This window comes from Tolypothrix sp. PCC 7601 (assembly GCF_025677855.1).
GTDB lineage: Bacteria > Cyanobacteriota > Cyanobacteriia > Cyanobacteriales > Nostocaceae > Aulosira > Aulosira diplosiphon.
Window position 1 is genome coordinate 1,350,191 of the sequence record NZ_CP064879.1, and the last position, 13,912, is coordinate 1,364,102.

Below are 13,912 nucleotides of genomic sequence, written 5' to 3' on the forward strand. Positions count from 1 at the left end.
CTGCCTCCTGCCTCCTGCCTTGTCATAGCGATAATTTTGAACACTGAGCTACTTACTTCCATAATTTCACTAGATAATCTCTAATTTGCGAGAAATCATTCCAAGGAATGTATGATTTTTGATGTTCATCTAGATATTCTGCCAGGCGATCGCGCGCAAAAACTAGATTAACTTCCAGCGCCATATTTAAATCAGTCAGGGAGTCACCAATCGCAATCTTCTGATATGCCGGATATTTTGCCATGACTTCTACTTTGGCAATCAGTTCTGTACCTCTTTCATATTGAGAATTGACTTTCAAAAAATTACCACTAGTTTCCACATCCACAGCGTGGATTGCATGAACTCGCTGCACAAGCTTATCTAATACAGTTTCCACCATTCCCCGCAATCCCCCCGAAACTACAACTAAGGGAACTCCTTGAAACTCTAGGAAATCTAAAAGTTCTACAAATCCCTTGCGGATGGGCTGTATTTGAGTAAATTCTAAAATTTCGCTGTAGCGTGAAGAAGGAATTGATTCTAGGATGGTTCTCACTCCTTGGCGCAGCGTCACCCGTCTTGCATACATTTCTGGAAGCAATTTGGCAGATAGTTGTGGTGCAAACTTCTTGAGAACTGCAACAAAGGTTTCTTCGACTGTAATTGTGCCATCAAAGTCGCAAAAGACAATTCGCCTCACATTCTCTCCTCTTAAATCCAAATCTCTCCATATTCCTCAGGCTATAGCCTGAAAAATACGAATTGCTCTAGCTGTGTACTCAGGAACCCAACCTTCAGTACTAATAAAATAGCGTACTGCTTTAACTCGCCTTTTGGGAGTCAAATAAAACCAGTGTTCGGTTCTAGCTGGTACGTTGATGTATTCTTCTGGTTGCACTGTCAGTTCTACTTGGCTACCATCAGGACGTACAAAGCCAAAAATCGCTTCGCCATCAATGATGTAGCGAACTTCATCATCTGCATGGGTATGGATACTGGCAAACTTTGCCATCGAATCATCAAGGTTAGGAATTCCAGGATGTAAAACAACCAAATCCCGAGATTGATAACCTGCTGTTTTTCGTAACTCCTCAAAATAGTGATCTAAAGCTTGAAGTACTTGTTCTTTCTCATCTTCGTTGAGGCTATCTTGTGCTAATAAGCGTTGTAATTCAGGTTTTGTGCCTACATTCCAGTAATTGAGTTGAATATTTAGTGATGCCAATTCGCGCGTAATATCTACAATATTCTGATATTGTGTACCGTTTTCTAATCTTAAAATTGCCATAAATACTCCTTATACAAGACAATTACATCGTATTTGTACTTGTTGCTTTTTATTGAAACTATATAACAGTGTAGCGGAATGTTTCTTCGTAATTCTACTGGTTTAGCTTTGCTATGAACAACCTAATTATTTAATTTTTAGTTCTTTTTTAGAACGTTTTAATTGTTTCCACAATAGATGAATTTGATGATAAGCTTCTTCTGGAGAAAGTTTGCCACCTGTTTGGAGGTCACAAATATAACTCACACGTTGAGAAAATTCTTGGAGAGTAGCATTAAAAGCTAGATATTCCGGTTGAAACTGACCGTAATAAGAATTACGCGGATATAAGAAATCGCATAGTTCAGAGAGGAAATCAGATTCTTGTTGCATATTAGTTTACCTTGCTTATTAATTGGCTATTGCAATCATTTTAGGTATAGAAGAAAAGTAGTAGATAAGTAAAAATTACCCATCTACTACTGGCAGAGGTTAGGAGAAAGCTTCCAATTTTATAATAGGTTGAGCCATTTTTTTATCAGCATATTTTCATGGAAGTCAAAGTTTTATTATTTGAGTTAATAATTAATAACTTGATAATAATGACTTCTAAATTTTAAGAAAGGTAGCAGATGAATAAGGATATTCATCTGCTAGGTAGAAACGGAGGTATAAACTTGATTACATAATATTCATAAACAGATTTGATTAAATAGTTACACCAAAACGAACGAAGTAGGGAATATCTAGGCAATAGATGTTAGAGACTAGGAATAATGTACGAAACTTGTTTACTTAACACTCAGAAGTTGTTTGAAGCTAGCTATGTCCAAGTAGTATGCGTTGTTGTAGCTGGAAATTAACCATCATGCTTGCATTAGCGATTTAGGCTAACTCCAGTAAGTCGATAGATTTAAAGTACTTATATTTGTTTAAGGATTATCGCACATGATGCTATATGAAGCAAGGGTTTTTGAAAAACTAAATTGTATTTATCAATGCATAAAACCCCATATCCTGGCTGAGGTATTAGTATATTTAGTGCTAATTGAGGAAAAATACTTATGCTATATCACTTAGATTTTCATGTAGAGTACCCTGATGAAATGTCTCAGGCAGAACTTTTTAAAATTTGGGCTGAGGAAGCAGATGCAGCTTTAAAAGCTAAACAAGCAGGGGTAGTTATTGATTTATGGAAATGTGTTGGCGTGCGCCGTGTGATTGCAATTATTGATGTTCCTACTCCCGATTTGGTAGATCAAATTCTCTTAGATTTACCAATCATGCAGAAACTTGGTCACTCGGTACAAGTTCACGTAACTCCTCTTCGGAAATATGAGGACTTTGCTAATGATTTAAAAGCTCGTTTGGATAGAAAGTAAGCTATTTTGCATTTAAGTTGCATTGTTACTCATCAGGATTGTCCAGAGTCAAAAGTCAATAGCACACCCTAACGCCGTACTGTACTAGTTTGCATAATCTGAAATTGTATATTTCTTGTGGGGTGGGCATCTTGACCGCCCAATATATGCAAGTTAAATGTGGAACAGTATATAGAATTACTCTATCCTCACAAGTTCCTCAAATTTGTTACATACCCTTTCTATAGAACTAAAAATAGGGGTTACACTCTCGAAACCAGGACAAAGGCACTATTACTCAGCTTTTTGCTGAAACACTTAGCAATTATGGCAGATGGTTAGCACCTGGCATTTTGACATCGTGAGCAAACTCCTTCCCAGTTGATGAGCCATAATTCTGCTGCTGTATGAACTGGTGAGATGAAGCCAGTTAAACCGTATTTTTGATTGGTTAGATTTATTTCCTGAAAGGGAGTGTTTAAATTTAAATTGTATGAAAACACAAAAGCGTTTAGGTATTCTTACTAGTGGTGGCGACTGTCCGGGACTGAATACAGTCATTCGTGCAGTTGTCAGCAATGCGACCCTTACCTATGACTGGCAGGTATTGGGGATTCCTTATGCAACAAAGGGTTTGCTAGAAACGAAGGCGATTCCTCTGTCTCTGCACTGTTTAGATTTGCGGGGTATAGATCCTTTACTGAGCATGGGTGGTACGATTCTTGGTAGTATCAACCAAGGCGATACTATGACTCAAATTGATGATATTTTAGCTGGCTACCAAGCATTAGAATTGGATGCTTTAATTGGGATTGGTGGTGATGGTAGTTTAGGCATTCTCAACGAGCTGAGTAAGAAGGGAAATTGGCAATTCATTGGTATTCCCAAAACTATAGATAATGATGTTGCTTTAACAGAACGAGTAGTAGGGTTTGATACTGCAGTTAATACAGTTGTGGATGCGTTAAATCGTCTTACCTATACCGCAGCCAGTCACGATCGCGTGATGATTGTGGAAGTAATGGGACGCACAGCCGGTCATTTGGCGCTACATTCTGGGATTGCAGGTGGTGCAGATGTCATCCTCATTCCAGAAATTCCTTACACAATTAAAGATGTCTGCGACCATCTCAGGTTATTACGCAATCGCTGGGGACGCAGATTTGCAATTATTGTGGTGGCAGAAGGTGCGAAAACAGCAATAGACTTTTCTTATGCATCCTGTGGACAACCTACTTGTGGTATCGGTCAGCAAATTGCGGAAGAAATTCGCAGCTACAGCAATCAGCACATCGATATTCGTGTTTCTGTTTTAGGACATATCCAAAGAGGCGGAATTCCCTCAGCTTTAGACAGATTAATTGCTACAGCTTTTGGTAAAGCCGCAGTAGATTTAGTTGCTAACGGACAATCGGGAAAAATGGTGGCTTGGCAAAACAATGAAGTTGTAGCGTTTCCTTTAGAAACAGTTTTGAGTCAAAGTCCTGCACTTGTAGACCCAAATAATTATCTGGTGCAAACGGCGCGATCGCTTGGTATTTATATCGGTAATCCGACAATTCAATCTGTAGAAGAATCACCTTATTTAAGTTGTTGCTGAGGTTGTTCTAGATAAAGCTAACACGCTGATGCCGTACTCTCGCTGCTAACGCATACTACGTGAACTTCAAAAATCAAATATGAATCCTATGATTAGGGTTGGAGTTAATATATATGGGAGTAATATATTAACAAAAATAGCTGGCATTTTATTCCTATTGTATGCATTTATAGCTACCAAAATTATCATCCTAAGGTAGAGTTTTTGGGAAAAAATAGGGGCTACCATAAGATGTATCTAGAAAATTTTAGAATACATCTGAGCTTTAATATGACTATGCGCTTTCCACTAATTGCTGCGACCTTCATGGCAACTAGCCTTAGCCTGGGTGCGTTTTTGAGTATGGCTTCTCCAGCTTCAGCTCAACAGGTTATTACTTGTGAAAGCCAGAATAATCGCACGAACAGCTGTTCAATCCCTGGAACAGGTAGAGTAAGACTTGTTAGGCAATTATCTAACAACAGTTGTAGAAATAATTGGGGCTATAGCAGAAATCGGATTTGGGTAAGGAATGGTTGTCGTGCTGAGTTCGCAATTGGTAATCGCAGAAACAACAGAAATCGAAGATACGATAGATACGATAGAAATGACAGATACAACAGATACGATAGATACGATAGAAATGACAGATACGGCAGATAAGAAAAGAGCCAAGGTCAAGATATCTTACAATACTTGTCGGTTAAGGGTAAAAGGGGAAGGGGAAAAAGGGCAAGAAAAAACCTTTAACCCTTACCCTTTAACCTTTTCCCCAAACCCAATTCCGAGTTGAAAATCCTTAACCAAGCAGTATTGAGATATCTTAAACATTTGATATTAGACCAGATTGAAAATTTTGGATAACTTTTGGTTAATCTAAAATCCAAAATTGTTTGATGCTGAACAGCTTGTTCGTGAACAATCATAAACTTGTAAAAGTCTTGTTAATGAGCCAGTTTTCCAGGTTTATAATATTGAATTCTTACTTGCCTAACATCAGTTTCTTGGGACTCTAAAAATTCAATTTGTTCTACTTTATGTAAGCCTAAATTTTCTAACTCTGCTAGTTCAGAATTAGATAATGGCCAAGGTGGGCCGGAGGGTTCCATTTCTGTATCTCGTACGCGAGTAATTACTAAGAGTGTGCCACTAGGTGCAACTACACCAGTGATAGACTGAATAATAGAAGAACGTAAATTTAAGGGCAAAGCTTGGATATTGCGACATTCAAAGACAAAATCAAAGCTAAGATGCCATTCTGAGGGAATTGCTAATAAATCTGCAGTTACATATTTTACAGTCGAATCAGGAAATCGCTGTTGACACCAGGCGATCGCAGTTGGTGAAATGTCAAAGGCTGTTACCTCAAATCCCAACTTGGCTAAGGCTTCCGCATCATCTCCTAAGCCACAACCAATTACTAATGCCTTTTTTCCTTGAGCAGAAAACTGATGATTTGTTAGCCAATCTTGCAAATAAGGATGAGGTGCTAACTTTGCCCAAGGTACTTGTGTTGTATCACCTTTAGCTTCGGCATATAAAACTTCAAACCATGCTGATGGTGCTGATTTGTCTAAAGCTTCTGTCGCTAATTTTTGAACGCGAAGCCGTAAATGATCTGGTTGTTGTTCTAGCATAGAAATTAATTTTGTAGATCCAGTACAAAATTTTAGACCATATCACTGCTTTTTGCCTTAATTAAAAGCTATCGCCTAAAGTGTTGACTTGTTTCTATTTATCTTGAATAAGGATTCTAGTTTTTTCACATAAATTTTTAATGCTGTTTCATAGGCAGCTTGCTTTGCACATTCTGGCAATCTTTCTTCTAATTTTGTGTCTCAGTATAGTACTGCAAACAAATTATGAATTTATCTAAATTATCAAGAATAATTTGTGGAAATTGATAGCCTATAGTTTTTAATCCTTCCCATTCTCTGTTTAAATTTCTCAGCCCCATTGCCACTACTATCTGTATAGTTACAGCATGATGATTGGCGTAATTAGTCATGTTTGATATTGCCTTGTAAGCTTTTTTAAAATCATTGGGTTTATCAAACATACTAGCGAAGTAATGACAAGTTAAATAAACTCTTCTGATATTCTCTACTACCTCAGTTCCTAGGAAATGGACGATTCCACAAACCATCATATTTCAGAGTAACGGTTTTTAATGCCCTAGCTAGTCCCTGACGTTGCTTTGCACTCAAACCATCCAAGGTGGGTACTGGTTGTTTAGGCGCAAGCCAAACTTCGTAGGGATAACGCGCACATACAGGGACAAAAGCGATCGCTTCTTCATCCTGATAAATAATGCGCTGGTTGTCCGCTATCTCTTTTTCAATTAAATCTGCTAGCAAACCCCGTTGATGTTCTTGATAAAATTGCTGCTGCATCTCCAACATTCTCGCGGGAACTGGCGGAACAAAAGGATAGGCATAAATTTGTCCGTGGGGATGGTGTAAAGTTACCCCTACCTCTACACCTTTATTTTCAAAAGGTAGCACGTACTGAATTTGCGGATTTGCGCCGATTTCACGAGTGCGATCGCCCCAAACTTGCAACAATAACTCTAGATGCGACAATTCCAAAGCACTGAGGGAAGTATTAGGGTTTTGCGTAAAAACCACTACCTCACAGGCCCCATTCGCGGGTAAAAGTTGCATTCATCAAGACGTGCTTCGTTCTCCAGACAGATGGTATTGCAATACTGCTCGGTTAAGGATTTTCAACTCGGAATTGGGTTTGGGGAAAAGGTTAAAGGGTAAGGGTTAAAGGTTTTTTCTTGCCCTTTTTCCCCTTCCCCTTTTACCCTTAACCGACAAGTATTGGATGGTATTGTACTGGTATCAGTACTTCAAATGGCATACAGATGAGCTTTGTTCGTAGGGAAAATTGTTCTCTACGGATGTACTTTATTTACCCAAAAAAGGCTGTATTGATAAAATTTAAGTTAATTCAGGTCAATAAAAAATTGAAACAATACCCTGTACAATTCTTAGTTAGATTTAATAAATCGCTGCGACAGAAAAGACGACTAGTTAACTTTACTGCTGAGATGGTTCATAGGTACCAGGGTATGATTTCTCTAGATTATGATTCCATTCATCATGTAGATGAATTGCTGAGACAAATCAGAATTAAAGAAAGTCAATTAAAAATCGCACAAGAATCTAATATGGTCTACACAGCTCAAGCATTAGAAAAGCAAATATTAAAATTACAACAAAATTTATCAGAATCGCGAGATCCTGAAATTCATGCTTTGATGAGTTTGTTAGATGATTAAAAATTCTGGTTGAGCAAGTTTAACCAAATCACAACTCATCCCAGAATTACGCTGACCTCAGAAGCTCGTAAGTACCGCCACGTTCAAGGGCGCGCTGATAAGCTGGTCGTGCGTGAATCCGCTCCAAAAATTCCATAAGATGAGGGCGGCTAGCATTTAGCCGTCCTAGTGCATTAGCCGCTTCTAGGGGAAAGCTGACTTGGATATCTGCAGCAGTGAATTCATTGCCAGCAAACCACGTGCTTTTTTGCAGTTCCGCTTCTAGGTAATCTAGGTGCTGCGCTATCTGTGGCCCTAGAAAAGAACTTTTGACACGTCCTGCGATCGCTCTGGCTATGGGCCTAGCAAAAAATGGCATTGGCTCATGCTCGATGCGATCAAAAATCAGCTGAAACACCAGCAATGGCATCGCTGAACCTTCTGCATAATGCAGCCAGTAGGTATAGCGTAGTCGTTCTGGCGTATCCGTCGGAGGAATCAGCCTACCATTACCGTACCGTTCCACCAAATACTCAATGATGGCACCAGATTCCGCTAGAGTGAGCGCACCGTCGGTAATCACTGGCGACTTGCCGAGTGGATGCACCTGGCGTAGCGATGCTGGAGCCAGCATAGTTTTTGGATCGCGTTCATAGCGCTTGATTTCGTACTCTATGCCGAGTTCCTCCAGCAGCCAGAGTATACGCTGAGAGCGCGAATTGTTTAAATGGTGGACAGTGAGCATCAAATTATTCTCTTAGCAGTACAGTGTGAAACTAATACTAAATCAAATTAACTCACCATTCGCGTAATCCAAATCGGAAATAATTAATTCCCAAAAAACCATGAAATTCCTACTATATATAGCTTTGGTTTTGGTAATCAGAATAGAAAGCTTACACTTACCCGATTTCCCTCAAAGATTTCAGTAGGAATCTGAATGTATCGGTGCGATCGCACCGTCATCGCACTGTGAACTAACCACGCCTCTAAAGGGTATATGGATAAAAGTTTGATGCGATTAATCCTTTTGTTGTAAGCCTTTTAACCATTTTGATGAATTCTTTATTTTCAGAATCGATTACGCGAACGATGAGAATTAATGTTAGCGAAACACCAATATTCTAGAGGGCAAGGCAATGCCCAGTGGTGTCAACTTAACGTGAAACCCGCTCTTGTGCAAGGTTTCGCCCTCACCCCCAACCCCTCTCCCGGCGGGAGAGGGGAGCAAGAGATTTAATTCCCCTTCTCCCCCAGGAGAAGGGGTTAGGGGATGAGGGCGAAAGTTTTTGTACAACGCCCGCCCTATATAGCTTTAAGCTTAAGTTGACACGTATGGGCAATGCCGTGCCCCTACAATCCACCCTAAGCAGTTTGATTATTGTTGAGTGCAACACCGCGAATTTTTGCAGCGATTAATGGGGCTAATATTAAGAGAACTAAACCAATGGGCATTAATCCACCATTTAATAAGTTGTAGTCAGCGGCGATTTGCTGCCAAGAATAGCCTAAAACAAAGCGTCCTAAGCCAATCTCAAAGCTCAGAGTTAGTAACATCCACAGTATCCCAATGTTGAGCAATTGAGAGGTGCGGGTTGCATGAAGCCATTTCACGAAAAGAGTTGCGATCGCCACAACTAAAATCGACCCAGTGAAAAATGATATTTGATGTGCCCAAAAGTCACCTAAGGATGGTACAAGCCAGAAAGTACGAATAGTACCATTCACGCTTTCGGCAAGGATAAACACTAGCCAAACAATAATGCTTTTGAGGAAAATCATATTGTTTACCTCTAAAGTAATATCAATTCGTAATTCGTAATTCGTAATTATGAAATTAAGATAGATAAATTCTTTGTAGGGGCACGGCACCAATAAGATATTTGATATGCCAAAGATTGTGTATGCCGTGCCCTACCCATCTGTCGCTCTTGACTCTTGTAGAGACGCGATTCATCGCGTCTCTACAATTAAACTTTTGTCCCTTGTTTAATTAATGCTAAATACTCTTCTTTGAAATAACGTAATGTACTGAATACTGGATTGGGTGCTGACTGTCCCAAACCACATAGGCTGGTAAATTTCACTGTTTCACAGAGTTCTTCTAGCAAGGCTAAGTCAGTCATGGAGGCTTTGCCTTCGCTAATCTTGGTTAATAAGTGGTGTAGTTGCACAGTTCCCACCCGACAAGGAATGCATTTACCGCAGGATTCATCCATGCAGAATTCCATGAAGAAACGGGCAACATCAACCATGTTAGTGGTTTGATCCATGACGATCATGCCACCAGAACCCATCATTGAACCTAGTTGAGCAAGTGATTCATAATCTACCGGACTATTAAAAGCTGATGCGGGGATACATCCGCCGGAAGGGCCGCCTGTTTGTACGGCTTTGACTATACCGCCATTGGGTACGCCACCGCCCATTGTTTCTACAATTAGTTCTAATGGCGTTCCCATCGGTACTTCGATTAAACCAGTGTTAGTAATTTGACCAGCAAGGGCAAAAACTTTTGTTCCTTTGCTCTTTTCTGTACCGATGCTGGCGAACCACTCAGCACCTTTGCGAATAATTGGTGAAATATTGGCGTAGGTTTCGACGTTGTTAATTAAAGTGGGATATCCCCACAACCCAGACTCAGCCGGATAGGGAGGACGAGGTTCTGGCATACCGCGTTTACCTTCAATAGATGCCATTAATGCGGTTTCTTCACCGCAAACATAAGCACCTGCACCAATGCGGATATCAACTTTAAAATCAAAGCGGGAGTCAAAAATTTGAGTGCCTAAAATACCCAAACGTTGGGCTTGGCGAATAGCAATTTGCAAGCGGTTAATGGCAGTAGGATATTCAGCGCGCACGTAGATGTATCCTTGCTCTGCACCAACAGCATAAGCTGCGATCGCCATTCCTTCTAAAACACGATGGGGATCGCTTTCTAAAATGCTGCGATCCATGAATGCACCAGGATCTCCCTCATCGGCGTTGCAAATTACAAATTTGCGATCGCCCTTAGCTTTGGCGACTGTTGCCCATTTCACCCCTGTGGGATAACCAGCACCACCTCTACCCCGCAAACCACTGTGAGTAATGGTATCGATGACATCTGCTGGAGTTTTCTCCCGCAGTACGTGATAAAGCGCTTGATAACCCTTAGCCGCAATATAAGATTGAATGCGTTCGGGATCGACTTTGCCACTGTTTTCTAAAACAATTGGCATTTGATAGGTAAAAAATGGCTGCGCTAAGTCACCTTTTTGTACTGTGGTTTCGCCACCAGTTAAAGTGCCAATAATCGAAGGTGCATCTGCTGGCGCAACTTTTTCGTAAAGCGTACCGAGGGTTTCTTCTGCAACTGGTTTCTCAACAGAAGATTGTTTAATTTCTCCCTTAACTTCCACTAATGGCCCTTGACAGCACAAGCGCATACAACCAACGCCAGTTACTTGCACTTGTTCTTCTAAACCTGCAGCTGTCACAGCTGCATCCAAACTTTTCTTGACAGCTTCGGAATTAGCAGACAGACAACCCGCCGCCATACAACAGCGAACTTGCACTGGTTTCTCAGAAGCACGTTCTTTCTGGGCAATTTCAACTAATTCAGCTAGATCCATCTTTTAGCCTTCCTTTGTGCTTTCTGCGGTGCAGTGGTGTATCCATTCATGTACTGATTCAGCAGTTTGATTTCCTAAGACAGCGCCATCAAAAACTACAGCGGGTGCAATTCCACAAGCACCTAGACACCTTGCAGTTAACAATGAAACTTGTCCATCAGGTGTGGTTTCACCTGCGCGAATGTTGTCAGATTTTTCTAACTCTGTCAAAATTGCTTGCGCGCCTTTGACGTAACAAGCCGTACCCGTACAAATCACACAACTATGTGCGCCACTTGGTGCTAATGAAAATAAATGATAAAAAGTCGCAACACCATACACTCGGCTAGGTGGCAATTTTAAACTTTGGGCAACGTAAATTAATACATCGGTTTCTAAATAGCCAAAAAGTTCCTGCGCTTTATGCAGAATCTCAATGAGTGCATCTTGTTGATACTGATAGCGTTTAATAGTTGCATCCAGCATCTTAAAGCGTTTATCACCACTAGCGTGTGTTGCTGAAGATGCTGTTTTACTGTTTTTCGGTTGAGCAGCAGATGCTGAATTCATAAATTTGAGCCTTTTTTTAGAAGTTCTATATAGCTTCCGCTACCGTGTCAAGCTGCTCTTAGCCTGACAGTGAAGTTATATGGGAATAATTTGAGGAACTTGTGAGGATGGGGGACTGGGGACTGGGGACTGGGGATTGGGGACTGGGGATTGGGGATTGGGGACTAGGGACTAGGGACTGGGTAAGTACTAACGCAACAATATACATTTGTCATTGAGAATGAAGCGTAAAGCCTTCTTTAAGAGACGCTGCGCGAACGCAATGACATGAATCATTTTGCGTAACCACTTAATGGGTAATGGGAAGTGTCAATAATTGTTAATTGGTGTTTGGGATTTGGTGTTTGTTATTTCCCCTCATCCTCCTCATCTCCCTCATCTCCCTCATCTCCCTCATCCCCAATCCCCGATCCCCAGTCCCCAATCCCCAATCCCCAATCCCCGATCCCCAATCCTCACAAGTTCCTCAAATTCTTTCCTTACCTTGAAAGTAAAGCCGAGATTGTATAACTCCTTGAGCTACGCCAGAGATGGGAATTCAAAATTCAAAATGCTAAACATATAAATTTTGGATTCTTGGGTAGCTAGAGGATTGCTATTGCAAAAATTCTTTAAATCAATCAGTTTGCAGGAGCTAGCTATGAGAAACCAACATCATGATTCTGTTCAACATGAATACCTAATTGGTTTTATGCTACTTCTGCTCATGGTAGTTGGAGGAAGTGGTTTGTGGGCTTGGCAAACAACAAAACCTGCCAATTCACCAACTAATTCTTCCCAATTAGATAATTCTCCGGTTTCACAGGTTCCGCCCGGTGTAGTTTCGCCACCACAAAAGCAAGCAACAGTTACTAAACCAGCAGTAAAATCAGCGCCAAAATTCCAACCAGCCGTAATACAATTACAACCTCAAACTTATTGGGTAAAAGTTGAAGGTACAAAAATATATTTAGTGCCGCAATTGGTTACTGTTCAATATAAAGCTTCTAAAGAAGTGGCTTTAAAAGCAGCACTAAATAATATGTTTACCAATCCTCAAACTAATAACTTGAGTACAACAATTCCTGCTAATACAAAGTTATTAGGGTTGCAAATCACCCCCACAGGAATTTATGTCAACCTGTCAGGTGAATTTGCCTCTGGAGGTGGTACTAGTTCAATGGTTTATCGAGTTGCTCAAGTTTTGTATACAGCCAGCAGTCTAGAACCTAATGCTCAAGTTTTTATTTCCGTAGATGGCAAGCTACTGAATGAAAATTATCCCCTTGGTGGTGAAGGTATCACTCTAAAAGCACCTCTAACTCGTAAAGAATTCACTGAAGAGTTTTCTATTGAAAGATGAAGAATGAAGGATAAAAGTATCTTAAACAATTACTATCTTTGATATAGATACTTTCAATTTCATTCTCTGAGTTAAATAACTTTTTTGTACTCTGGATAAAAAATTATGTCTACTACAACTAAAATTGGGCAAATCTTACAGGCGATTATCGAAGTTCCACAACAAGTGATTCGCTATATCTATACTGGAGCAGCTAGAGCTTTTACACCAAGTAACGATAATTACCCAGCCACAGGAGTACAACCATACGAAGGCGATCCTCCTGAAGAAAAACATTTTTAATTTCTTGGTGAAATGAATTAAAGGATAAATTTTATGTTGCTGAAATTTACCACACAAAAACAACTTGCATTCTACTTTACAAAGCTCAAGCTTAGGGTTAAGAAAGCAACGTTTTGGTGTGGTAATTTTATTTAGCAATTTAGGGTGATTTACCAGACTTACATTACACTTCTTTAATTCATTATTCACCGCTTGGGAGGAGGGAGGGATGGAAACAATCAGAAAAATTAATAACGAATTAACTATTGCCGGACAAATTGACTCCGCAGAATTAAAAAGACTTGCTGATGAGGGCTATAAGTCTGTACTGAATTTGCGATCGCCTGACGAAATGGGTTTTCAAAGCAGCGAGCAGCTTTACGCTCAGTTGCTAGGATTACATTATACTAATCTGCCAATAAAACTGACAGAAATTAATTCTGCAAATACAGTACAGGTATTTCAAAAAATTGTTGAACTACCCAAACCTACTGTAATACATTGTGATAGCTCTGTGCGGGCGATCGCAATGGTATTAATGTATTTGGCTACCAGACAAGGTATGTCTTTAGAACAAGCCTTTAAACAAGCCGAAAACTTGGGTTTATTAGATGATGCCATCAAGGTAAAATTGTGAGCAACAATCTACAGTTAAAGTTTGATTTTTCATGCATGGGCGTGAAATTTAC

General features: G+C 40.1%; 16 protein-coding genes and 1 pseudogene. 7 read left to right on the forward strand and 10 right to left on the reverse strand.

From position 1 onward, the window contains the following. Positions 1 to 52: 52 nt before the first annotated feature. The 3 genes from HG267_RS05500 to HG267_RS05510 all read right to left on the reverse strand — a co-directional run bounded on the left by HG267_RS05500 (position 53) and on the right by HG267_RS05510 (position 1,642). Positions 53 to 682: an HAD-IB family phosphatase gene (locus HG267_RS05500; protein ID WP_045870563.1), complete on the reverse strand. Its 630-nt coding sequence runs from the start codon at positions 680 to 682 to the stop codon at positions 53 to 55. 36 nt (positions 683 to 718) lie between these two features. Continuing rightward, on the reverse strand, positions 719 to 1,270 hold the full coding sequence (locus HG267_RS05505; RefSeq protein ID WP_045870562.1) for a 1,2-dihydroxy-3-keto-5-methylthiopentene dioxygenase: 552 nt from the start codon (positions 1,268 to 1,270) through the stop codon (positions 719 to 721). 126 nt (positions 1,271 to 1,396) lie between these two features. Continuing rightward, a complete protein-coding gene (locus tag HG267_RS05510; RefSeq protein WP_045870561.1) occupies positions 1,397 to 1,642 on the reverse strand; it encodes a hypothetical protein in 246 nt (81 codons plus the stop codon). A gap of 671 nt (positions 1,643 to 2,313) precedes the next feature. Here HG267_RS05510 and HG267_RS05515 point away from each other — a divergent pair. The 3 genes from HG267_RS05515 (at position 2,314) to HG267_RS41875 (ending at position 4,852) form a co-directional block, all read left to right on the forward strand. Further along, a complete protein-coding gene (locus tag HG267_RS05515; protein ID WP_071989399.1) occupies positions 2,314 to 2,631 on the forward strand; it encodes a muconolactone Delta-isomerase in 318 nt (105 codons plus the stop codon). Positions 2,632 to 3,103: 472 nt separating this feature from the next. Beyond that, entirely contained in the window at positions 3,104 to 4,210 is a 1,107-nt protein-coding gene (locus HG267_RS05520) for an ATP-dependent 6-phosphofructokinase (RefSeq protein ID WP_045870560.1), read from the forward strand. Positions 4,211 to 4,552: 342 nt separating this feature from the next. Further along, positions 4,553 to 4,852, forward strand: coding sequence for a DUF3011 domain-containing protein (locus HG267_RS41875; protein WP_411863271.1), 300 nt, complete (start codon positions 4,553 to 4,555; stop codon positions 4,850 to 4,852). Between the two features lie 281 nt (positions 4,853 to 5,133). Here HG267_RS41875 and HG267_RS05530 read toward each other — a convergent pair whose 3' ends face one another. The 3 genes and pseudogenes from HG267_RS05530 to galT form a co-directional block, all read right to left on the reverse strand. Beyond that, on the reverse strand, positions 5,134 to 5,826 hold the full coding sequence (locus HG267_RS05530) for a class I SAM-dependent methyltransferase (RefSeq protein WP_045870558.1): 693 nt from the start codon (positions 5,824 to 5,826) through the stop codon (positions 5,134 to 5,136). Positions 5,827 to 6,014: 188 nt separating this feature from the next. Further along, positions 6,015 to 6,248 carry a hypothetical protein gene (locus tag HG267_RS05535; RefSeq protein ID WP_045870557.1) on the reverse strand — a complete coding sequence of 78 codons (234 nt, stop codon included), beginning with the start codon at positions 6,246 to 6,248 and terminating at the stop codon, positions 6,015 to 6,017. Positions 6,249 to 6,309: 61 nt separating this feature from the next. After that, positions 6,310 to 6,852: pseudogene (galT, locus tag HG267_RS05540) on the reverse strand (galactose-1-phosphate uridylyltransferase); the annotation flags it as partial. A 413-nt stretch (positions 6,853 to 7,265) separates the two neighbouring features. Here galT and HG267_RS05545 point away from each other — a divergent pair. Continuing rightward, the gene (locus tag HG267_RS05545) at positions 7,266 to 7,475 is read left to right on the forward strand and encodes a hypothetical protein (protein ID WP_045870939.1); all 210 of its coding nucleotides are present in this window, start codon (positions 7,266 to 7,268) and stop codon (positions 7,473 to 7,475) included. 46 nt (positions 7,476 to 7,521) lie between these two features. On the opposite strand, the gene HG267_RS05550 is transcribed toward HG267_RS05545, so the two are convergent. The 4 genes from HG267_RS05550 to hoxE form a co-directional block, all read right to left on the reverse strand. Next, positions 7,522 to 8,199 (reverse strand): glutathione S-transferase family protein, encoded by a 678-nt coding sequence (locus tag HG267_RS05550; protein WP_045870556.1) that lies wholly within the window; start codon positions 8,197 to 8,199, stop codon positions 7,522 to 7,524. Positions 8,200 to 8,819: 620 nt separating this feature from the next. After that, positions 8,820 to 9,236, reverse strand: coding sequence for a hypothetical protein (locus HG267_RS05555; protein ID WP_045873998.1), 417 nt, complete (start codon positions 9,234 to 9,236; stop codon positions 8,820 to 8,822). Positions 9,237 to 9,424: 188 nt separating this feature from the next. Next, the gene (locus HG267_RS05560; RefSeq protein ID WP_045873999.1) at positions 9,425 to 11,071 is read right to left on the reverse strand and encodes a NuoF family protein; all 1,647 of its coding nucleotides are present in this window, start codon (positions 11,069 to 11,071) and stop codon (positions 9,425 to 9,427) included. 3 nt (positions 11,072 to 11,074) lie between these two features. Continuing rightward, positions 11,075 to 11,620 (reverse strand): bidirectional hydrogenase complex protein HoxE, encoded by a 546-nt coding sequence (gene hoxE / locus HG267_RS05565; protein ID WP_045874000.1) that lies wholly within the window; start codon positions 11,618 to 11,620, stop codon positions 11,075 to 11,077. 640 nt (positions 11,621 to 12,260) lie between these two features. On the opposite strand from hoxE, the gene HG267_RS05570 reads away from it, so the two are divergent. The 3 genes from HG267_RS05570 (at position 12,261) to HG267_RS05580 (ending at position 13,860) form a co-directional block, all read left to right on the forward strand. Continuing rightward, positions 12,261 to 12,962 carry a GerMN domain-containing protein gene (locus tag HG267_RS05570; RefSeq protein ID WP_045874149.1) on the forward strand — a complete coding sequence of 234 codons (702 nt, stop codon included), beginning with the start codon at positions 12,261 to 12,263 and terminating at the stop codon, positions 12,960 to 12,962. A gap of 105 nt (positions 12,963 to 13,067) precedes the next feature. Then, positions 13,068 to 13,244, forward strand: coding sequence for a hypothetical protein (locus tag HG267_RS05575; RefSeq protein ID WP_045874001.1), 177 nt, complete (start codon positions 13,068 to 13,070; stop codon positions 13,242 to 13,244). 208 nt (positions 13,245 to 13,452) lie between these two features. After that, positions 13,453 to 13,860 carry a beta-lactamase hydrolase domain-containing protein gene (locus HG267_RS05580; protein ID WP_045874002.1) on the forward strand — a complete coding sequence of 136 codons (408 nt, stop codon included), beginning with the start codon at positions 13,453 to 13,455 and terminating at the stop codon, positions 13,858 to 13,860. Positions 13,861 to 13,912 lie beyond the last annotated feature (52 nt).

Coding starts and splice junctions, on each gene's coding strand:
- HG267_RS05505 (WP_045870562.1), bottom strand. CDS start 1,270: ATGGCAATTTTAAGATTAGAAAACGGTACACAATATCAGAATATTGTA.
- HG267_RS05510 (WP_045870561.1), bottom strand. CDS start 1,642: ATGCAACAAGAATCTGATTTCCTCTCTGAACTATGCGATTTCTTATAT.
- HG267_RS05515 (WP_071989399.1), top strand. CDS start 2,314: ATGCTATATCACTTAGATTTTCATGTAGAGTACCCTGATGAAATGTCT.
- HG267_RS05520 (WP_045870560.1), top strand. CDS start 3,104: ATGAAAACACAAAAGCGTTTAGGTATTCTTACTAGTGGTGGCGACTGT.
- HG267_RS41875 (WP_411863271.1), top strand. CDS start 4,553: ATGGCTTCTCCAGCTTCAGCTCAACAGGTTATTACTTGTGAAAGCCAG.
- HG267_RS05530 (WP_045870558.1), bottom strand. CDS start 5,826: ATGCTAGAACAACAACCAGATCATTTACGGCTTCGCGTTCAAAAATTA.
- HG267_RS05535 (WP_045870557.1), bottom strand. CDS start 6,248: ATGTTTGATAAACCCAATGATTTTAAAAAAGCTTACAAGGCAATATCA.
- HG267_RS05545 (WP_045870939.1), top strand. CDS start 7,266: ATGATTTCTCTAGATTATGATTCCATTCATCATGTAGATGAATTGCTG.
- HG267_RS05550 (WP_045870556.1), bottom strand. CDS start 8,199: ATGCTCACTGTCCACCATTTAAACAATTCGCGCTCTCAGCGTATACTC.
- HG267_RS05555 (WP_045873998.1), bottom strand. CDS start 9,236: ATGATTTTCCTCAAAAGCATTATTGTTTGGCTAGTGTTTATCCTTGCC.
- HG267_RS05560 (WP_045873999.1), bottom strand. CDS start 11,071: ATGGATCTAGCTGAATTAGTTGAAATTGCCCAGAAAGAACGTGCTTCT.
- hoxE (WP_045874000.1), bottom strand. CDS start 11,620: ATGAATTCAGCATCTGCTGCTCAACCGAAAAACAGTAAAACAGCATCT.
- HG267_RS05570 (WP_045874149.1), top strand. CDS start 12,261: ATGAGAAACCAACATCATGATTCTGTTCAACATGAATACCTAATTGGT.
- HG267_RS05575 (WP_045874001.1), top strand. CDS start 13,068: ATGTCTACTACAACTAAAATTGGGCAAATCTTACAGGCGATTATCGAA.
- HG267_RS05580 (WP_045874002.1), top strand. CDS start 13,453: ATGGAAACAATCAGAAAAATTAATAACGAATTAACTATTGCCGGACAA.